The 22,266-nt window shown below is 47.0% G+C and carries 14 protein-coding genes; 8 read left to right on the forward strand and 6 right to left on the reverse strand.

The annotated features are described in order from the left end of the window. Positions 1-109: 109 nt before the first annotated feature. Together EHW56_RS15295 and EHW56_RS03915 are read right to left on the reverse strand one after the other, a co-directional pair. Positions 110-3,880 carry a DNA replication protein gene (locus EHW56_RS15295; protein WP_172969903.1) on the reverse strand — a complete coding sequence of 1,257 codons (3,771 nt, stop codon included), beginning with the start codon at positions 3,878-3,880 and terminating at the stop codon, positions 110-112. 159 nt (positions 3,881-4,039) lie between these two features. Further along, entirely contained in the window at positions 4,040-4,447 is a 408-nt protein-coding gene (locus EHW56_RS03915) for a hypothetical protein (protein WP_152798672.1), read from the reverse strand. Between the two features lie 788 nt (positions 4,448-5,235). Between EHW56_RS03915 and EHW56_RS03920 the strand changes: the two genes are divergently transcribed. The 6 genes from EHW56_RS03920 to EHW56_RS03945 all read left to right on the forward strand — a co-directional run bounded on the left by EHW56_RS03920 (position 5,236) and on the right by EHW56_RS03945 (position 14,340). Then, on the forward strand, positions 5,236-7,239 hold the full coding sequence (locus tag EHW56_RS03920; RefSeq protein ID WP_152794116.1) for a recombinase: 2,004 nt from the start codon (positions 5,236-5,238) through the stop codon (positions 7,237-7,239). A gap of 466 nt (positions 7,240-7,705) precedes the next feature. After that, a complete protein-coding gene (locus EHW56_RS03925) occupies positions 7,706-9,535 on the forward strand; it encodes a M4 family metallopeptidase (RefSeq protein ID WP_152798674.1) in 1,830 nt (609 codons plus the stop codon). Between the two features lie 269 nt (positions 9,536-9,804). Beyond that, entirely contained in the window at positions 9,805-10,539 is a 735-nt protein-coding gene (locus tag EHW56_RS03930) for an ABC transporter substrate-binding protein (protein WP_152798676.1), read from the forward strand. Positions 10,540-10,604: 65 nt separating this feature from the next. Beyond that, complete coding sequence (locus EHW56_RS03935; RefSeq protein ID WP_152794122.1) at positions 10,605-12,155, forward strand: methyl-accepting chemotaxis protein; 1,551 nt, start codon at positions 10,605-10,607, stop codon at positions 12,153-12,155. Positions 12,156-12,179: 24 nt separating this feature from the next. Beyond that, the gene (locus EHW56_RS03940) at positions 12,180-12,911 is read left to right on the forward strand and encodes an ABC transporter substrate-binding protein (protein ID WP_152794124.1); all 732 of its coding nucleotides are present in this window, start codon (positions 12,180-12,182) and stop codon (positions 12,909-12,911) included. Between the two features lie 73 nt (positions 12,912-12,984). After that, positions 12,985-14,340 (forward strand): diguanylate cyclase domain-containing protein, encoded by a 1,356-nt coding sequence (locus EHW56_RS03945; protein ID WP_152798678.1) that lies wholly within the window; start codon positions 12,985-12,987, stop codon positions 14,338-14,340. A gap of 151 nt (positions 14,341-14,491) precedes the next feature. On the opposite strand, the gene EHW56_RS03950 is transcribed toward EHW56_RS03945, so the two are convergent. The 4 genes from EHW56_RS03950 to EHW56_RS03965 form a co-directional block, all read right to left on the reverse strand. Further along, positions 14,492-15,274: an ABC transporter substrate-binding protein gene (locus EHW56_RS03950; protein WP_152798680.1), complete on the reverse strand. Its 783-nt coding sequence runs from the start codon at positions 15,272-15,274 to the stop codon at positions 14,492-14,494. Positions 15,275-15,349: 75 nt separating this feature from the next. Next, positions 15,350-16,393: an efflux RND transporter periplasmic adaptor subunit gene (locus tag EHW56_RS03955; RefSeq protein WP_152794130.1), complete on the reverse strand. Its 1,044-nt coding sequence runs from the start codon at positions 16,391-16,393 to the stop codon at positions 15,350-15,352. After that, positions 16,390-19,698: an efflux RND transporter permease subunit gene (locus EHW56_RS03960; RefSeq protein ID WP_227486433.1), complete on the reverse strand. Its 3,309-nt coding sequence runs from the start codon at positions 19,696-19,698 to the stop codon at positions 16,390-16,392. Before EHW56_RS03960 ends, EHW56_RS03955 begins: the two co-directional genes overlap by 4 nt. A 121-nt stretch (positions 19,699-19,819) precedes the next feature. After that, on the reverse strand, positions 19,820-20,113 hold the full coding sequence (locus EHW56_RS03965) for a metalloregulator ArsR/SmtB family transcription factor (protein ID WP_152798864.1): 294 nt from the start codon (positions 20,111-20,113) through the stop codon (positions 19,820-19,822). A gap of 243 nt (positions 20,114-20,356) precedes the next feature. On the opposite strand from EHW56_RS03965, the gene EHW56_RS03970 reads away from it, so the two are divergent. Both EHW56_RS03970 and EHW56_RS03975 read left to right on the forward strand, forming a co-directional pair. After that, a complete protein-coding gene (locus EHW56_RS03970) occupies positions 20,357-20,548 on the forward strand; it encodes a DUF2892 domain-containing protein (protein ID WP_077578356.1) in 192 nt (63 codons plus the stop codon). A 10-nt stretch (positions 20,549-20,558) separates the two neighbouring features. Further along, entirely contained in the window at positions 20,559-22,259 is a 1,701-nt protein-coding gene (locus EHW56_RS03975; RefSeq protein WP_152798682.1) for an FAD-dependent oxidoreductase, read from the forward strand. Positions 22,260-22,266 lie beyond the last annotated feature (7 nt).

The following is a 22,266-nucleotide window of genomic DNA, read 5'->3' on the forward strand; positions in this document are numbered from 1 at the left end:
CTGATAAAAAACCTAACGTCTTGCTCACCGGTAAATTAGGAGCACAGCGAGTAATCTATCCGTGTGCAGCAACTTGTCATAGGGCAGTGTTCTTTCACTATATATCAAGCTATCTGCTTTCCAGGTAATCTCTCTTCTTTTCATATTCAATAGCCTTTAATTTCCCCTCAATTTGTTTCTCTACATAGGATTTATGCTCAAGAAATTGAATTGAGTTGAAAAGTGGCAACAGACTTTCAAGGAAGTTTCTTTCTCGCTCCAAGATGGGAACTCGACTTCCTGACCACGACCGAGTAGTAAGTTCGTAATCTAGAGTTTGAAAATCCTCAAATTTAGCATTTTCACTAAGAAATAGTTCTAACAGTTCCCGCCTGAATTCTTCACTAAGGTATTGTGCAGAGTTAAATAAAAAGCACATAAATTTAATATCCGTAGCATTTTTCTTTACGGCATTACAGAAAAAATCATGTTTTTTCTGAGCCATTTCCTCCGATTCAGCTTCCCCTTTTTCTCTAGTGAGTAACTTACTAAATATATTCTCTCTACACCGGAAAGAATGTTCGTCTTTACTCTGAAGATATTTCGCATAGTCTTCAATTTCTTCGATGTAACCCTCTCTTTCCCATAAAAAATTTAACTCTGGCATATCTGTGTGAAAGTCAGGCCATCTTTCCTTTTCATATATTTGATCGATCAATTTATATAAAAACTCGAACCGTCTATCTAAAAGATGTTTTAAAGCATCGCCAGAATAATCGCAGTAGCGATCTAGACTGTAGGCGGCTAAGTACGCATCAAAAACCAATTCCTCGTCTGGCTCAAATAGTTTAAACCAGTTGCCAAATATACTGGAGTGGCTGCTGAATATGTGTCCTAGTGATCTTGCATAGTTAGCATCTTCATTGGATTTATCCGTTAGAATTCTGACAATTTTGCGATAAATAGCATCGTCAATATGCTTATACGTATCCAAATAATCTAGCCAACCTCGCAATTCATTGCTTGGAGTGTTGCTGATATGCTCTATTAACAAGTTCGCGTCATTATCAACAATGGACTCCTCTGGTAACAATGCAAAATAAGTAGATAGCCATAATTTCTTCCACCGATATTCTTTGCTGTTTAACAGTAAGAAAGCATCTTCACTCGATTGAGCCTTAAACAGGTCGGTTACTATGAAATGAGGATTTACTTCAAAAAAGTCATCATAATCCATGTAACTAGATACAATATCAGGAAAGAGTTCTGGTTCTGATTCAGCGATTGCACGAAGAGTCATTTCAATTCCATTTTTTAAGGAGTAGTCTCTATCTCTACCCGACAAGGCACTATTCAATTCTTTACACCTATCAATGAAACCAATGAAATTTGCTATTGTAATACCTTTAAAATGCTTAACTAAACTCTGGTGGCGGTATTGATTGTATTCCTCATAACTCATTTCAAGCATGCGCCGTTCATGCCTGTCTTCAAGAAGTAAGTTTGAAAGTTTAAGCGTTTCATTAAAGAATTCTTCTTTCCACTCCTTTGGATAGTGCAACTTCAAAGATTCAAGGTGCTCACAATAGCCTTGCATTATCATGCAGTGAGACAAATTATCCTTATCTAACTTTTTAACAAAATATCGTTCAAAAAAACGAAGGTCAGCATAAGCCATATCTGCTCCCTCATATCTTGCTCTGCCTATGCACTCACTAATCACATCAATAACGAAAGGTCTCAACTCATCTTTATCCATTAAAAAAGATAGGTTTGAGATAATCTTTTCTCTTAAAGCGAGTAGGTATTCATCAGGAGATAGTCTAAAAGTTATTATGCTTATTTCATCACCGCGAGACCACTGGTACTCTCTGTGCTCAACTTTTAGAAGATAACTAGCCGTTATAATAAAAAGTCGACTGAATAGGTAGTTTTCCCCTTTATCCAGCTGTTCTATCAATTTATCTACAATGAACGATTGTACATAATAGCCGTATCGACAATCATTAGGCTTAAAATTATAACGTTCAGACAGCGCTCGTATTACAAAGCCAAGGGACGCCTTACTTTTAGCAAGATATTTAAGCAGCAATTCAAAGGACATTTTGAATTCTTGCTCATCATAAAACCTAAAACTTGTTAACAAACTGATTAAAGATGATTTATCTGCCTCTTTCTTGGCCTCCTCATAATTTTCACCTTTCCAATCAATATCAACGTCCGACATTCCGTTAATAACCTTTGATGAAAAAACCAAAGCCTCTGTTGGTAGAGCAAACCAAAAGGTGCTCAAAAACTCTATCGATTTATCGACACTCTCACTTTCAGAATACTTTTCAAATATGTCTTTAACCTCACTCCTAATGCCAGCAACAACTTTTCTTTGGTCAAAGGCACTAATGATAGGGTTTAGTGAATCAACAATAGTTCTGGTGTGCACAGGATAAAAATCTTTAACGATTAATGAGAATGGTATTATCTTCTTTTCAAATACGGATATATAAAAAAGGTAAGTAGATAGAACTTGGTCAGATATCTTCACTACCTCGCTTTCATACAAATCTACTATTTCGTTTTTATGTAAGACATCAACAAGTTCCCAAAATTCCTCAGCCTGTATGCCGAAGGAATTTTCCACCATACCCATTTGCTGTTCATTAAGTTTGTCAATTTTTCTAAAGAAAGAAATAGCGCAAGCCGCAACAACCAACCGCTCATCGTCAAGCACAATTTTTACATTCTCGCTCTCCCCAAAGTAATCGCTATATAAGGAAGTAACATTTTGGATAGACTGTATTTGATTTGTTTCTATAGCAACTTTTGATGCCATTACAGCCAGTCGTGGGTTGCCGCAGGATATTTCTTGTATTCTTTTTTGGTACTCCCCATTTTTAATACCAAATAATGTTTCAGACAACTCTTTAATCTGCTCATCAGTTAAAGGGGGAATGACTTGCTCTTGAAGCTCTGTATATTTACTAACCTTTTCTATAACGGATTCTCGCGCATAATCTCGTACTGTAGCGATAATTCGAAAAGTCCGGCTTTCATCCTTTTCATTTAGATAGTGAAGTATGTAATCAAGTCGATTGTCTAGCCTGTTTGCATCGTCGACAAAAATCAGGTAATCCCCTGGTTCGCTAAAGTATGCGGTTATATCCCTTATTAAGTCTGCACCTTTATCAAAAAGACAAACAACATTTGTGTTGTTGTTTTCTTGTTGGGCTTGTCTTGCCAAATTTACTGAAAATAATGTTTTTCCTAATCCGGCAGCACCAGATACAAGTAGAAAATTAGAAGAACTGAGAGTGCTGATTGCATTACTTAGCAAGTCATCACAGAATAGCAACTCATTGTCGATAGACGTTGTAAAATTGCTCCTATCATACCTTTCAATAAAATCATCAATACTCAGCAACTGGCCAGTATCTAATGGTAAATCTAAATACTCTTCTGAAAGGACTGGGTAAGAATTTTTAATGCTCAAAGAAATTGAATCAAGGCCATTAAGAGTCAACATTACTCTTCTTTCGTAGCAAAAAGTTCTGAGTTCGTTGATTTCTTCCGTAGTAAGTTTACCCAAATAACATATGATTATTTCACTAACTTCATCTACAGGAATGCTTGTTTTATTTTCATCAAAGCACTTTTCAATGTCACCTTTTAGCTTATTGGCTAAACGATCCTGTTGAACGGTATATTCGGAAAAAATATACTTTCCATTCTTCTGCATAAACAGACAGTCTGGCGTACCTTTAACAACTCGGTCAGTTGTATTCATCATTCCAATAGGGTTTATATTTTCATACCCCTTTCTATACAGCCAATCATCACAGAGTCTTTGAAATTTTCCGCCCTCCATTTCAAGCAACTTAGATTTTATTTGGTTTTGACTTCCCATAATCCCTCTGTGTGGACATAAATTCTAAAAATTAGGTAGCTGGATCTGAATGCCCTATAACGCCCGCTTAAACTGTGAGTGAACGTGTGCCAAGATTCGAGCGAAGCGAAAATGGCGCGCGTTTGCGAATCAGATTTACAGCGTTTTGTTAGGTGTTTTTCACCAAAACCGCCACCACTGTTTAGGTTTAGAAGGCTCTGTTACTTGTGAATTTTCTGAGTTTGGTGAGTCAAGTTCAGAATTTAACATCTCTGCAATCATGGCTTCAAAAGCTGGTGTACTAACTTGTTGCAATGTAGCCAGAGCTTGCTCTACATTTGGTTCGATCGAATCTGCGTTAAAGCCATTGGCTACTGCCTCTTCCATACACCAACGTTCAAGCTTTGGCGTGTTAAAGGAGAGTCTGACACTATTTGAATTATCGCGATCAACCCAAAAATAAATGGCTGGATAATCTCCTTTGGGCAACGAAGATACTCCATCAAATTCACCAATATATTCGGGAACTGATTCCTCTTCTTTATTCATCCTATTGTGTAACAATGGAAATAAATCTACGTGTTCCATGAATTTCTCCTTTTTATGACACCTAACATTTTATTAGCATGCGCACTCGATTCCCCAAAATCGTTATGCCCGGCTTTTCTTATATAAACCACTGTTATAAATAACATTTATCGCTTTTAGGGTCTATCTCGTTTCCGAGAAAGTGTGCATGCCGCCTATCTCTGGTGACGCGTTCACACTATCTCCGCGCCTACTCGCCCAATCTATTGATTATACTTACTTTCTTCTTTCGTATTCTGAGATAGTGTGAATGAGCGCCGACAAAGCGTGCACTCAAATGGCGAGCTTCCACCTATAGGCGGGTTATCCAGCTAGTATTTTCCACGCTACCGACGATCAGTTCTCGGTACCTAACACACCTTTTCGTCAACGTTGTCAGGCTAGCTTATCAAAGCCATGCTGATTTTTTCGTGCTTAATTGTCCAAAATGTTAGCGAAGGCAGATTTTGTGGGGCAATGGCTGGATCGGCAAAAAGCGCTGAAGGCATTTAATTCCGTCACCCACAACAACCTGTAATCGCCGCGTACTACGTGCCCCATTCTAGAAGGGTGAGGTCGCCAGTTGTGCGATGGGAGATTTATCACACAGTGTCTATGTGGAGTATGGCCGCAACTTATTTTGGCTGTTCACCAAGCTGGGGCCAGGCAGTGTAGCAAGAAAATCCATGCTTGCCGTCGCCAAGTCAACGCATTGCAGATGTGATCTAAACACACTTTTTCTTCCCCCTATACATTCCCTCTTGTAGACTACGCGCGCGTTGACTATCGACTGATAAGAAAATTGATTTATGCCTGCGATTACACCGGCCTTTAAAGTGATAGACGGTTTCTCCCTCTGTGCCACTGACACAGAGCGCCTTGATGTATTCTTTACCTACCTGCGTGAGGGTGCGCCCGAGTTAGCAGAGTTGCGTCTTGAGCAGCTTGTCTTAGCGTTAGCCAACTCCCCCTCTCAAGCCGCGCTCTTTGCCAATAGCGTGTGCAATGAGGCCAAGAAAATAAAGCTATCGCCGGCGTTTGTGCAGCTGGGGATTTTCTCTAAAAACGGCCTTGTGACTGACATTTTTCGTCGACTTTATAACAAAGTGAACCCGCCGCCTAAACGCTGCAACGACATCAATGATCTGCTCAGTTACTTTGTCGGTGGTGAAGATAAAGCGTGGGTAAAGGCCATCTCTCATAAGTGCTGGTTTAAGCTATACCGTCTACTCGTCAAAAACGCCGCCCCGGAAGCCATCCGCTCAACCGGAGCTTATATAAAAAGCGAGTTGTGTTATTCGCTAGAAATGCTGTCTATCTGGATCGCCGCCGAGGAACTTGATCCCGAGCTACTTCGGATCGATCGCCGTTTGAGCGAGGTCGATTCCCCCTTCATCGCGCTACAGCGTGAAACCCATCAACTCGTTAATGCGATTAGATACGAGACGTTGGATCCCAAAGACAGGGCACATTTTTGGGTGATGATTGAGCAATGCCAGCAGCAGGTGAAGCGGATCCGAGCCCGTGGTATCAACCAAATGGGCTTCTCCGCGCACGCTTCACGTATGCTTGAGCGCTTGGATCAAACATTAAATCGCATGGTGCTGTTGATCCAAATTCTTGATTTTCGTCACCCGCATCAGAAGGCGCGCTGTGTATTCAACCTCTGGCGGCAATTGCTTATTTCGGTGACAGAACGCAACAGTGTGCGCGCGATTTACCGCAAAAGCACTCGCACCTTTGCGCAAAGTGTCACCCAAAACAAAAGCAATCACGGCGAGCACTACATTGCCAAGACCAAAAAGGATTATTTTAAAATCCTGCGCGGGGCCTGTGGTGCTGGGGTGATTATTTCGCTACTAGCGTGGGTAAAGATGTATATCGAAAGCCTGCAGCTTGCGCCACTTAATAATGCGCTATTGGTCAGCCTAAACTACGGCGTCGGCTTTATGCTGGTGCATATTTTACACTTTACCATTGCCACCAAACAGCCGGCGATGACAGCTGCAAACTTTGCCGCGCACGTAGAAAAGAACAAAATGGGGCGTACGCGCAGCAAAAAACTCGCGCGCCTGCTGATTAATGTAAACCGCTCTCAATGGTTTGCGGTATGGGGAAACATTACCGCCGCAATTACCGTGAGTGTGCTGGTGAGCCTGGTGTTTAGCCACTTTTACCACAGCCCGCTACTCAGCAGTGAGCAAGCGGCCTATCAAACCTCAGCCATTCATCCTATCAATGGTTTAGCCTGGCTTTACGCCGCTATTGCCGGGGTCTGGCTGTTTTTGTCGGGTATTATTACCGGCATTCTTGATAATCGGGCGGACTACATTGAGCTCAAAGATCGCTTAATCGGCCATCCATTATTCCGCGCAATCTCGCTACAACGACGAGAGCGGATAGCACTTTACATCCATCAAAATTATGGTGCATTAGGCGGTAACTTTATTTTTGGTGTGCTTTTAGGCATGACAAGCTACGTCGGCTACCTTATTGATGTTCCGCTTGATATTCGCCACGTGGCGTTCTCATCTGCTCACGCGGCATACGCACATATGAGCGATTACACGTCGTGGTTTTCTGTTTTATCCAGTCTGTTTTTTGTGTTGATGATTGGCTTTATTAACCTGTGGGTCAGCTTTGGTCTCGCATTATTCGTTGCGCTGCGCTCGCGTAACTGTGAGTTGGATATGAAGTCGGTGAGAACCGCGGTGCTGACACAAATCAAGCAGCATCCCTCTAGCCTATTTTGGCCTAAAGACCCAGCGCCTATGGCCAAACCGCAAGGTACAGGTCAACGCCGTGCGCCATAAAACCTAACGCGTTTGTCACCGGCCAGCGGATGGCCGGTGAGCGCTGATGGCTAAAGCGTCTCTTTTGGCCACTAGCGCTGGCGCTATTTCAACCCACCAGCCCGCTTCACCTCGGCACCATACCAGTCACAGTGTGAGCATGGTTCACGTTTTCATAGACATGGATATTCATCAATATTGCGGTAAATATCTCATAAATGAACAGTCATTTATGCTGTAAAGAATTATGGTCATCAATTAATAATTAACCAGCGAAACTGTCATATAAACTAGTCACCATGCGTTTTCTACCTTATTGACGTTTGAAACACGCCGATAGCGTAATTTATTGTTTACACGGTTAATTGTAACGAGCTTGTAAATGATTCTATTGATAGGCCACGTTAAAGATGCGAACCGACATGTTCGTCTTCCTATTGTGCAGTTGGGAAGAAAGGAATCTTTCAACAACAATTAGGGCAATAAAATGAAACTCTCTAAATTGACATGGCTTATCGCCTCTAGCGTTGTCGCCAGCACACCGGCACTGAGTGCAGAACTGATTAACGTCACTGATGATGCAATGCTAAGTCAGGTCTTAGACCAACCTGCAGGTGTTTACGCGCCATCAGGTTCACAAGCCAACCCACTAGGGTTCAAAGAAGTGAAGCGTATCACCTTGCCAAACGGCAAAGTCAAAGTGCGTTACCAGCAAACCTATCAAGGTGTGCCCGTTATTGACACGGCTGTCGTCGCGACAGAAAAACAAGGTCAACGTAGCGACGTCTACGGTACCATGGCACAAGGTGTCGCGAACGATATCACCTCTATCTCACCCGCGCTCAATAGCCAAGCGGCCTTAGAAACCGCGAAGGCTGCTTTCACGCAGAGCCAACAAACCATTACCTCTGCCCCATTTGAAAACGAGAACACTCGCTTGGTGGTCAAGCTGGATGATGAGCAGAATGCGCAGCTCGTCTACATCGTTGATTTCTTTATCGCTGGTGACGACCCAAGCCGTCCTTTTTATATGATTGATGCCGACACTGGTGAGATCTTGAAGCACTGGGATGGTATTAATCATGCGACTGCCGTTGGAACAGGCCCTGGTGGGAACGAAAAAACGGGCCAATATATTTATGGCACGGACTATGATGGCTTCCCTATCGACAAAACCGGCACCACGTGTACGTTAGAAAACGACAAAGTGAAAACGGTCGATTTAGAGAACGGTACCACAGGCAGCACTGCCTTCACCTACCCGTGTACAGATAGCAGTAACTACAACGACGAAAGATATGTTAACGGCGCTTACTCTGCACTGAACGATGCGCACTATTTCGGTAACGTTGTTTTTGACATGTACCAAGATTGGATGAACACCGCACCTCTGACTTTCCAGCTCACTATGCGCGTCCACTACGGCAACGACTATGAGAATGCATTCTGGAATGGTAGCTCAATGACATTCGGGGATGGCAAATCAACGTTCTACCCACTGGTCGATATCAACGTGAGTGCCCACGAGGTCAGCCACGGCTTTACTGAGCAAAACTCTGGTCTCATCTATGCAGACATGTCGGGCGGGATCAATGAGGCGTTTTCTGATATTGCCGGTGAAGCGGCAGAATACTACATGCATGATGAAGTCGATTGGGTGGTCGGTGCCGACATCTTTAAAGGCACTGGTGGTCTGCGCTATTTTGATCAACCTTCACGCGATGGCAAATCAATTGATGACGCCAGCCAGTACCGTGATGGCATGAATGTGCACTATTCAAGCGGCGTATATAACCGTGCTTTCTACCTCCTCGCTAACAAAGCAAACTGGGATGTTCGCAAAGGCTTTGAAGTATTCACCACCGCGAACCAACTGTACTGGACCGCCAGCAGCACATTTGACCAAGGTGCGTGCGGCGTAGTGAAAGCCACGCAAGACCTAGCTTACAATGGGCAAGACGTTATCGATGCATTTAATACCGTAGGCGTCGATGCAAGTTGTGGTGACAACGGTGGAAACGTGCTTCAGCCCAACCAGCCGGTTACCGGTCTAAGTGGTGGTAGCGGCAGTGAAACCTTCTTTACGTTCACAGTTGATAGCAGCCGCAACGTCAATGTGGTAATGAGCGGTGGCACGGGTGATGCCGACCTTTATGTAAAAGCAGGCAGCAAACCCACGACTGATAGCTGGGACTGTCGCCCGTACAACTATCGCAACGATGAAACCTGTCGTATTAGTGCACAAGAAGGTACCGAGTACCATGTAATGGTGCGTGGCTACCGTAGCTACGCTAACGTTAGCCTTGAGCGTGATTAATCACTCCCTGACAAGCCGCTGTTTCAAACAGCGGCTTTTTGTCTGGGCAAAAACTACTTTTTACTAGATATATAGACACTCAAATAATCCCTAACACTTTTTTCCTTCCACAATGGCTGATAAACAGTCTGTAAAAACCACAAAAGTCTTAATTTTCATCACATTATTACGGTAAAACTCTAGAAATGCTTCAAGTCATCTAGATCACAACACCCATCTATTTTTATCTCGTCTACGCTTAAGATAATCATGGATAAATTGGAGTCATTATGTTCAAGCATCTGTTCGCCATCGTTTTCTCGGCCCTTCTTCTAGCAACACCAGCTCGAGCCGATACTCTCACCATGCCATCGCTCGAATGGCCGCCTTATTCTGGCAAAAATTTGCCTAATCAGGGCGCATCCGTTGCGGTGGTGCGTGCGGCCGTACAAGCCATGGGTCACGAACTTAACGTCGAATTTTACCCGTGGTCGCGCACCGTGTATTTGGTCAAGAATGATGCGCAGTACGCTGGCTATTTCCCAGAATATCACTACGAAACAGACGAACTGATCTTCTCTGACCCCATAGGCACAGGCCCGCTCGGGTTCGTTGAAAACGTCAATAGGCCTATCGAGTGGTCAACCCTTGATGATCTTACTCAACATACCATTGGTGTGGTGCGTGGCTATGTCAACACACCAGAACTAGATGAGCGCATTGCGAATGGCACACTAAAGTCGTCTGCGGTCACCAGTGACACACAAAATTTACAAAAAGTAGGACGTGAACGTATCCCGCTAGCCGTCGTGGATGCCAATGTGCTGGACTATCTCAAAGAGAATGACTCTGCTCTCAGTGCCGTTAAAGACAATTTACAAATGAACAAAAAGCTATTGGTTGATAAAAAACTCTATATTGCGTTTGCCGATAATGCCGAAGGGCAAAAATGGCGCGACATCGTCAATCAAGGACTAAAGAAAATCAATATTGAACAGGTAATGAAAGAACACCTGGGTGAATAATGAACACTCGAGGGGAAAGTGGCCGCAGTCAGGTCGCATGACAATGTAAATGGAAGAGTAGCGCTATGTTTAAGAGTCTAAAAGCAATATTTGTCACTCAAGTGGTTATTGCTGTTTCTGTGGTATTAGGGATATCAAGTTATATTGATTATCAAAATACCAAACAGGAACTGAATAGCGCGCTTGAAACCACAGTGGAAAATGCCACCAATCGTATGAATCTCAGTTTGCCCAAAGCCATTTGGGACTTCGATTTGGAAGCGGCCAAGCTGTCGATTTCCGCCGAGTTGAAAGCCCCCGATATCAAAGCCGTTCGGGTGCTCGATAATCAGGGATCGGCAATCGTCTTTCTGCGCCTCGGGCCACCCAATGAAGAGGGGCAACGCCAGCCCAAAGACATCGGCGACGGCGAAAAGTCGATGTACGAGTCCATGCCCAACGAAGAAAGTGAGCTTTCATTTACCGAGTATGGTGAAACTAACAAGGTAGGGACACTTCAGGTATTCTATAACACCGACAGGCTCGAGGCGGAGTTATCCGAGACCCTCACCCGAAGCCTCATTGAGCTGCTAGTGCTCGACCTTGTGATGATTGTGTTCCTGATTTTGGCATTAACTGCCACCGTCGTTAAACCGCTCAACGATTTAACTGGGCGCGTCAGAGATCTCGCCAGTGGTGATGGCGATCTCTCTACCGTTATACCAGCACCGAAATACAAAGAATTCGCCCAGATCACCGAGCATATTAACCACTTCACCGCTTCGTTGCGTGAAATTGTCAATGAAGTGACCCAAGCTTCTATCAATCTCGCTGAGGTTTCGGCAGAGAGTGGGCAAATGGCGCGCACGAACGCGGAACGCTTGGAGCAACAGAAACAAAGCCTCTCTACCGTTGCTGCCGCCGCTACGCAGATGAATCAATCCATTGCTACCGTTGCGGATACGGCGAACGATGCGGCTACCCGTGCGGCGGGTGCCACGGATCTGGTTAACCAAGTGTACGGCACCATTGAGAGCTCCGCGTCTGAAATCATCAACATGCGTTCAGAGATGGAGAACGTGAATGCTGAAATGCATAAACTGCTTGAGGAAGGTGAGAAAATCTCAGATGTCGTAAACGTCATCAATGATATCTCTGAACAAACCAACCTCTTGGCGCTGAACGCTGCGATTGAGGCGGCGCGCGCTGGTGAGCAAGGCCGAGGCTTTGCGGTGGTGGCTGACGAAGTACGCAGTCTGTCAGTCAAAACCAGTGAATCCACCGAGCAAATTCAATCCAACATCAAGTCGTTGAGTGAAGCGACTGAGTCGGTAGAAAAAGAAATCAATCGCATTGGTAGTATTTTGGAGAGCACAGCAGGTCGTGTTTCAGAGTCACAAGAGTCAGTGAGTCAGGTGCGCGAGACCATCACGGATATTTCCGAGCGTAGCGGACAAATTTCGCAAGCCACTGATGAGCAACGTCAAGCCATTGATGAAGTGAGTCAAGCAATCAATGAAGCTTCAGAAGCAACCAATTACGTGACTGAAGGTGCACAAGAAAACGCAGCACGCACCGACAAAGTGCTTACCCTAAGTGAAGACATCAAAGCACAAATGGGGAAATTTAAAACGTAATCAAAGGAATAACAAGGAGAGAACATGAAAAAGCTGTTTACCGTTATCTTGACAATATTATTACTGGTGCCTAGTGCGATGGCAAGAACACTGACAGCGGCCCAAGACCCGTGGCCACCCTTTGTGACCACAGATCCCGATCGACCGGGGATTTCTGTCGAGCTTGTCAAAGCTGCGATGGCCACCCAAGGCTATGAAGTCGAGTTTAAAAACATGCCATGGGCTCGCGCCCTCGATGCTGTCAGCAAAGGGAATATCGACTTGCTTCCCGCCACTTGGCACACGGAAGCTCGCACTGAGTTCCTACGTTACAGCAACCCTTATATGAGCAATCAGCTAACGTTTATTAAACGTGCAGATGACGTTTTTCAGTTCTCGAGTTTAAATGACTTACAGGGAAAAGTGGTTGGTATTGTGCGCGATTACGGCTACGGTGATGCGTTTTTGGAGGCGACGCATTTTGATAAACCTGTTGTCAATAACCTAGCAACCAATTTGAAAAAGCTGCTCGCCGACCGTATTGACCTGACCTTGGAAGACAAGTTCGTCGCCCAATCAGTGATGCAGGAAGAGGGGCTTGATAGTAACCAGTTTGCCTTTACTGACCAGGCGCTCTCAACCAACCCTTTACATGTCACGAGTGGCAAAGCCAACCCCGATAGCCAGATGTTTATCAATGCCTACAATAAAGGGCTTAATACGATAAAAGCAGATGGTACATTTGAAAAAATCCTGAAAAAATATGGCATAAACTGATCGCATACAGAAATATTGAATCTGCTTAAGGGGAAGAGAATGGTTCTTTTCCCCTTTTTTAGCTTGGAGCAATATGGTTTTACCTCGCCGCCTTAAAACTTGGTTTATCCTTTTCACGCTCGCGTACCTAGGTGCTGCATTAGGCATGACGGCTCTCATTGGCGACACTATCGTCAACCGAGTCATCCAAGAAGAGCAAGAGGACATTAATCGTAAAGCCTCCTTGATACGGTCCCGGATTGAGGCGGCGATATATCACGATACCTATGTCGCTGATAGCTTAGCGACCGTGGTCACCATTGATCCGGAATTCGCCATGGCCAATTGGGACAGTGTGGCGCAAAAACTCCTAGACAAGGCAGATTATGTCCGCAATGTGGGTTTAGCGCCCGATAATATTATCAGTCATGTGTATCCTCTCGAAGGGAACCAAGCTGCCATCGGATTAGACTTTCGCTCTCGTCCAGACCAGTACCGTGCGGTATTAAAAGCGCGAAATCTTGGCGACGTTTACATCGCCGGACCCGTTAACCTCGTTCAAGGTGGTCAAGCGATCATTGCACGGTTTCCTATCTTCTCCTCCCCGACAGATACGTCGAACTACTGGGGAGGAGTCAGTGTTGTCATTGACCATATCAAGATGCTCGGTGAAGTCGGATTATACGATCTCAGTGGCGCCAATGTAGCCATCAAAAACAGTGAAACACTGGCTTACTTTTATGGCTCCCAATCGACAGCTGTCAATGCCGACTTTACAGTCCCGATTTCTTTACCTAGCGGCGAATGGTCTCTCGCCGTCGAATACACACTTAAACGCTCGCCCGAAATCGTGCGCCTAGGTATCATGATTTACGTGATCAGCGCGGGCATATTTATCGTTATTTATGGCCTGATATTACTTTTCTATCGCAGTTTTCTTATCGCGAAAAAACAAGCACTCGTCGACGAGTTAACCCAACTTCCTAACCGGCGGTTCGCGATCGAAAAACTTGATTCACTCACACAAGAGAAAAAAGAGTCCTTTGCGCTGCTCAATATCGACTTAAATGATTTTAAGAAGGTTAATGACGCATACGGTCATGAAGCTGGCGATGCATTGCTTAGCCATGTAGCCTCAGCGCTAAACCAAAGCACCCGCTCATCAGACTTGGTCGCAAGAATGGGTGGTGACGAGTTTATTGTTGTATTGCGAGATGTACACCCTAGCGATGTCAACAAAGTGCTAAAAAGCCTAAAAGAAACGGTCGAGGCCTCCGCATGTCGATGGCAACGCTATCATATCTACCCATCGCTCAGTATTGGCTGTGCCCTCTTTAATCATCGGTCCCCTCGTGATTTAGATGAGCTGATGGCCTCGGCAGATCAAGATATGTACAAAGCAAAATCAGAGAAAAACACATCTGGGCTATCCATTAACGCCATCGGTTGATCGAAAGAGAGCGCAAACCATTTTTTCGTGCTATAGACTGGGTTTACACCCAACTATTAAAACGACTGTCTGTTGGTCTTTCTACTACAGTATTTATCAACAATGAAAAAGAGGTGAAGCACCACCCCTTTTTTGTGTTGTTAATAAACATTTATTTAATATAAGTATCGAGAATAGACTGTAATTCACCGGCGTTACGCATTGACTCAACCCCGGCATCAAGCGTGGCTTTTATTTCCATGGCTTCTGGATGTTCACGCGAGATCATCATATGGAACTTATCACCACTGTTTCCCGGAATAGGTTCAGCTTGCATTCCACCGGCGAGATAATCAGTGCCTTTAGCCACTTTAAACCCCGCCAATATTTCATAACGCGCCAAGAAGACATCACAGCGGCCTACTTCTGTTTTTTGCACTAATTGATCAAAGCTTTTTGCTGATTTTCTGACTTTACTGTCGTCAACACCAAAGCCGGTATAGTTATAGCCAAGCAGACCACACATTCTTAGGCCGTTTAAATCGTCCACTGAGCTTATATTCAAGCCATTAGGGTGCTGATTTGTCGAATAGATGTAGCTCGGCTGCAGTGTGTAGTAATACTCGCTGAGAATAAAGTCTTTGTTCCGCTCTTCACTGTAGGAGGCACTAAGCGCAATATCATAATTGCCCGCTTTCGTCTGCAGTACACAACGTTTCCAAGGAGGCATTTCGACCGAAACATCAATCCCTTCTTTGCCGAGTATCGCGTCAAGGACGTCAACATCATACCCTTGCACTTGTCCGCCTTTTTCAAAGGTATATGGTGGCCAACCAGCACCGTCCCCACAGGCTTTGAGTGATGATGTTTCTAAAGCGAGGGCTGGCCCGGATAGTAGGGAGCCAGTGAGTGCTGTCGCGGCGATTGCCGTTGCAGAAAGTGTCGCTATTTTCATAGTGAACTCCTTTTAGGAAAACTCACCTTAAGTATTGATGATATCTGCGAGAACGCGACCTGAATCACTTATTTTTTACGGATTCAATATAACTACTTCGCCAGGCTTTAACCCCTTACGTACGCGTCCTTGCTGTGTGAGCGATACCAGCCGTGTGCTCACCTCACCCGCATCGAGCACCTTCACATAGTTAAGTTGTCCAATTTGATAATACACATTGCTCGGTAGATAAAGTACTGGCTCGGCTTTTTGTGACACGGTCACTTTTGCAAACATTCCTGGTAGCAAAGTATCACTCGCCTCCGTGTTTGGCAGTGTCACGGCAACACGATAACTGCGTGACGTGGCATCGGCGGCCGGTGTCACGGTGCGCACCACGCCCGTCAGGGTTTTATCATAGGTCGGGAGCGTAACCGTCAACGATTGACCGATGTCGACAAAGGGTAACGCAGATTCCGCCACATTGACCGTCGCTTCAATGCTTTCAGGATTATACAGAGATAGCAGCGCCGCGCCCGGTGTCGCCGTATCCCCTTGGTTGATGATTTTATCCGTGATCAACCCTGAAAACGGCGCTCGCACCAGACTAAAGCCAAATTGGGTTTCAGCCTCATCCACCGCAGCAAGGGCACGACGGTATTCAGACTGCGCCGTTTTTAAGCGATTCTCCGCCTCATCGAATTGAGATTGTGGCACCAGCTTTTTCGCCAACAAGGTCTCCATGCGGCGGTAGTCACTGCGCGCGGTATTCAATTGCGATTGCGCCGAGGCCAAGGCTTGTTGAACTTGGCGGACTTTGGCACTGAGATCGGCATTATCCAAACGCAGCAACACATCCCCTTGCTCAACGCGGTCGCCGACATCAACCAGCACTTCCGCAACGGTTGCGGTCATTCGCGCCGCTAAGGTTGCCGTCTGTCTTGCCTCCAACTGGCCGGAAAAAATGCGGGTTTGTGGCTGCTCGACCGCTTTAAGCGTCAGCGTCTCAACATCATTCGGTCTCTCAGTCGGTGTTGAGACGGGCGCGACATTCGAGGTAAACACCCCAGCCATCACCAAAAACAGGGTTAATAACCCAGTGCCTAGCACCAGTGCGAGTAAGCCTTTTTTTGCCTTCATGCATCCTCTCCTTCTACTGATAAGCCATGGGTCGGGTGATTTTGATACGCAAGGTTGTACACCACAGGCACAACCAGCAAGGTAAACACGGTAGACGCAGCAATACCGAAAATAATTGCCCACGCTAAGCCATTGAAAATAGGGTCGAGGGTGATAATCACATTCCCCAATAAGGTGGTGCCGGCGGTGAGCAGAATAGGCCGCATTCGCACCGCGCCCGCTTGTACTAAGGCTTCGCTCAGCGCCATACCTTGAGCGAGTGACTGTTGAATAAACTCAATCAATACCAGTGAGTTGCGTACCACAATCCCCGCCAGTGCAATCATGCCAATCATCGCGGTGGCGGTGAACAGCGCCGGATTTGGATAGCCGCTGATCTGACCGCTCAAACCATTGAGCAACCAAAAGCCTGGCATGATGCCAATCACGGTCAGTGGAATTGCAAGCATAATAATGCCTGACACCGCCGGTAGCCCGGTTTGTATCAGCATCACTATAAAGACGCCCAGCAGTGCCGCACCATAGGCAATCCCCAGATCACGGAAGACATCAATGGTGATCTTCCACTCTCCTTCACCACTCCATACCACCTCGATACCCTCATCAACTTGCCAACCATCACCCGCGCCATTATCTAGATAACTACGCGCTGATAGCGGGCGAGTACTGTCCGACTCAGGTTGATTAAAATCAGCCATCATATCGGCGACTACCTCGCCCGGTACCCTTCCAGTGGGTTCGGCATACACATACACGACGGGGCGTAAATTCTTATGATAAATAGGCTGATCAACCGGTTGCCGCTCAAAATGGCCGAGTTCACTCAACGCGACCAGCGGCTGCGGCGCATCCACCAAGGCACCTTGAACCGATTGTTTCGCCACCCCTGCTCGACCACGTACATGCAGGGCGAGCAGCGCATCAAGCTGATCACGGGCATCTGGCGCAAGTTGCAGCCTCACGGGCAAAGGATCCATTTCATCGGCGTCGGCCAAATGGGCCAGTGTAACCCCTTGGTTCGCGGCCCTGAGCGCTTGGTTAATATCGGCCACCGCAACACCTGACAAGGCGGCTTTTTCTTGGTCTACGACAAACTGCCAGCTCGATAAAGGCCCTTGAATACTGGTGCTCACTTCTGACACCAAGGCTTCACGCTTTAATCGCTCGGCCACCTGCGTCGCTTGCGCTTGCAGGGTTGAATACGGCGTGCTTGGTGAGCCATACACTTCCGCGACAATGGTTGCCAGCACCGGCGGCCCCGGCGGCATTTCCACTAATTGCACTTCGGCATCATATTTTGCTGCGATGGCTTCTAATTCATCACGCATGCGCGTGACCAAGCCATGCGATTGCAACGTGCGCCGGTGCTTATCCACCAGCACTACCCGCAGTTCACCTTGGTAAGGCGCATGACGAGTAAAGTAATGGCGCACCATGCCATTAAAATCCATCGGTGAGGCGATCCCGGCAAAGCCGGATACCGACACCACCTCGGCTTGCGTGTGTAGATAACGGTTCATCTCTCGCAGCACGTTGGAGGTATCAACATGATTGGCGGTTTCCGGCAAATCCAGTACCACCTGAAACTCGTTTTTATTGTCATACGGCAAGAGTTTGAGTGGCACGAGGCGCAAAGCAGGCAGCAAGGCGGCGATGACGAACAACACGCCCACTAGCCATAAAAACGCTTTGGCGCGACGATTACTCTCGAGCAATGGCAGCAACACGCGTCGGTAGGCACGGTACAGCGGCGTGGTCTCTATGCGATAGTCATCACCTTTATTGGAAGCGCGGACAATTTTTTTGGCAAGCCAAGGGGTGACTAAAAACGCTACCAAGGTACTGATCACCACACTGACCGGCACATTGAATGCAAGGGGCGCCATATACGGCCCCATCATGCCGGTGATAAAAAACATCGGGGTAAATACAATCACAATCGCCACCGTCGACATGATCAATGCGCGTTTGATTTCCAACATCGCCAGCACAATCTTGCGTCCACGCGGCTTATTATCATGAGTCAGGTGCCGTTCAATGTTGTCGATACTGGCAATCGGATCATCAACAATCAGCCCCAACGCCAAAATTAATGCAAACAGGGTGACACGGTTAATCGAATAGCCAAAGGCTAAATCCAGCCCTAATGCCGCGCCATAACTGATTGGGATCGCAATCGCTACCACTAAGGCACTGCGCCAGTTTAAGAACAAACCAACAAAGACCACCACGGTGAGCACCGCAATACCGAGGCTGGACACCAAGTTTTTTACTTTGGCATCGGCGGTTTGACCGTAATTGCGAATAACCTCAACGCTCACGCCCTCAGGAAATTGCGTGGCGACCAGATGATTGAGCGTGGCGGTGACATCCTCGGCCACACTCACCGCGTTCGAGCCTTTTTGCTTCGCCACCGAGAGAAACACCGCTGGATGCGGCTGGCTATCATCGGTCGATTGGATCCAGGTATCTGTGGTGGACTCTTGCGCACCGTCGGATAATTCGGCCACATCCTGCAGGTACACAGGTTTGCCATTCACCACCGCCACCACTAAATGACGTATCTCCTCAAGGCTTTGATACCACTGGCCGGTTTTTAATACATAGCGCTCACCCTGATGCTGAATATCCCCGACATCTCGCTTTTGATGGCTTAGCGAAAAGGCATTAGTCAGATCAGACACGCTGATCTGATAGCTAGCCATAGCCGCAGGATCGAGCGTGACCAATACCTGCCGCGGCACCCCGCCCACTACCTTCACCGCATTGGTTTCGGGAAGGGCTTTAAGATCCAAGGTGGCCTGCTCGGCAATGCGTCGCAGCGCATAATGGTCGAGCTGGTCCGGTTTGTCGCTACGCAGCGCCGCAATCACAATCGGCACATCATCAATTTCCACCGGCTTGATTGCCCATTCGCTCACAGCAGCTGGGATCGCAGCTTGATTGGCGTACAGCTTGTTATAAAGCTTCACCAAGGCTGCCTCGCGATCTTCACCCACGTAAAAGCGCACCGTGACCAACGCGGAGCCTGCTTGGGTGGTGGAATAAACATACTCCACCCCATCAATTTGACTGACTTTTTTCTCGAGCGGCTGCGTCACCTGCTTTGCCACTTGTGGCGCACTCAAACCGGGCGCTTGTACCACCACATCTGCCATTGGCACCACGATTTGCGGATCTTCTTCTTTGGGTGTAAGCCACAGCGCCGCCGCCCCGACCAGCAGTGCGAGCACGATGAGGATAGGCGGGAAGAAGCTGTTCATTACTCGGGTGATCAGCTGACCTTGTGGCTGGGCATCTCGCATATTCGATCCTTTGGCTGATGTCAGTAACGACAAGAAAACGATAGGTAAAATGGCTGAATGTTAATTAACTTAGCGCATCGACGGGCAATGAATGTGTGCTGATCTCTCAGATTCAGACACATCAGGCACAATAGATCCGCTGCAAGGTGGCGATAATCGCCGCGACGTGGGGGTCATTGAGCTGATAAAACACCTGCTGGGATGACTTACGTACCTTGACCAGTTGATGCCGCTTTAACACGCTAAGGTGCTGGGAAAACGCCGACTGACTGAGCGACGATCCTTGTAGTAATTGCCCTACGGAGCGCTCTCCGGCCAAAAGCTGGCACAGCACAATTAATCGCTCAGGATGGGCCATCACTTTCAACATGGTCGCCACCAAAGACGCTTGCTCACGCATGGCAACAATGTCCATGTCAGGTATGCTTTCTGCCTCAAACCGCACGCTTGACTCTGCCATCGCCTACTCCTCTCTCGCCAATACTCATAGCTTAGCGCGGCATTTTATTTAGTCAATTCTAATTTAGTTTAAATATTATTAGACTTTTCTAAATATAACTTCTAGAGTGATCCCAGTGCCGACAAACACTGAAGGCGTTCGAGCCAAAGCGGTTCGGTCTGTCGGGTAATCGTATAGAGGATGCAAAGGAGTCTTGCTATGACAATTGATAATGGCGTACGCGTAATCGCTGGCATGATGGTGCTACTTTCTGTCGTGCTTACCCTCACAGTTCACAGCCAATTTGTTTGGCTAACCGTCTTCATTGGCGTAAACCTGATCCAAAGTGCGTTTACAGGGATTTGTCCGGCTGCCTTTTTCCTGAAAAAACTTGGACTAAGCAACGCTTGATGGAGTCATGATGACCAAAATCGTAATTATTGGCGGCGTCGCTGGTGGCGCCTCTGCCGCCGCTCGCGCCCGCCGTTTGAGTGAACAAGCCGAAATTATCATGTTCGAACGTGGCCCGTATGTCTCGTTCGCTAATTGTGGTTTGCCTTATCATGTCGGCGGTGACATTACCGATCGCAGTAAACTCTTGCTGCAAACCCCAGATAGTTTTCGCGCCCGCTTTAATGTGGATGTGTGCATCAACAGCACAGTCACTGCGATTAATCGCGAAGCCAAAACCGTTACCGTCACCCGTGCCGATGGCAGCAATTATCAAGAAAGCTACGACAAGTTGTTGTTAAGCCCAGGTGCGGCCCCCATCATGCCGCCTATCCCTGGCTTAGATAACCCGCTGACCCACTCGCTCCGCAATATTCCAGATATGGATGCGATTTTGCATACCATTGAAATGAATAACCCCAGCCATGCGACTGTCGTTGGCGGAGGATTTATTGGCCTTGAGATGATGGAAGCGCTGCATCAACGCGGGATTAAAACCACCCTATTGGAGATGGCCGATCAGGTCATGACGCCAGTTGATCGCGAAATGGCCGGCTTTGCCCACCAGAGCATTCGCGATCAAGGAGTGGATTTACGCCTAGGCACAGCGCTGGAGTCCGCCGAGTTTATTCCCACCACGCATGTCGCCAGTGATGATGCCGGCGAGCCGAGTGAGCCGCAACACCTAGAAGGTTCACTGAACCTCATGCTAAATAATGGTGACACGCTGCATACTGAATTGTTGATCATGGCGGTTGGCGTTAAGCCTGAAGTCACGCTGGCGCAACAGGCGGGGCTTGCCATTGGTGAAAAAGGCGGCATTGTGGTCAACAGCACCATGCAGACCCAAGACCCCGATATTTACGCAGTCGGTGATGCAGTGGAAGAAATCGACTTTGTGACCCATAAACCGACGTTAGTGCCACTGGCAGGTCCGGCGAACCGTCAAGGGCGGATGGCCGCTGACAACATGCTAGGAAGCACTGAGCATTATCTTGGCACACAAGGCACCGCCATCTGTAAGATTTTCGAGCTGGCCGTTGCCTCGGTGGGCCAAAATGAGAAGCAGCTTAAACAGGCCAACATTGATTATCAAAAAGTCTATGTTCACGCTGCCAGTCATGCGGGTTACTACCCGGGCGCAGAAATTGTCTCGTTTAAAATGTTATTTGCACCCGACACGGGCGCTATTCTAGGCGCACAAGCGGTAGGCAAAGATGGCATTGATAAACGCATTGATGTCATGGCGGTCGCGCAGCGTGCTGGTATGACAGTCGAGCAGCTTCAACACTTAGAGTTGACTTACGCGCCACCTTACGGCAGTGCCAAAGATGTGATCAACCAAGCGGCGTTTGTAGCGACAAACCTGATTAAGGGTGACGCAAAAGCAATTCATTACCACGAGTTAGATACACTACGTGATGATCAAGTACTGCTGGATGTGCGCAATGCGCCAGAGCGCGAAAACGGCCAGTACATTGAAGGCGATGTGCATATTCCGGTCGACGAGCTGCGCGGACGCATTAATGAGCTGCCAAAAGACAAAGAAATCTTGATTTACTGTCAAGTCGGTTTACGTGGCAACGTCGCCTACCGCCAGTTAGTCAACAATGGCTTTAAAGCCCGCAACTTGATTGGTGGCTATCGCACCTACAAATTCGCCACCGCCTAACCATTCA

Source organism: Salinivibrio sp. VGrn1, from assembly GCF_009377995.1.
Classification (GTDB): Bacteria; Pseudomonadota; Gammaproteobacteria; order Enterobacterales; family Vibrionaceae; genus Salinivibrio; species Salinivibrio siamensis.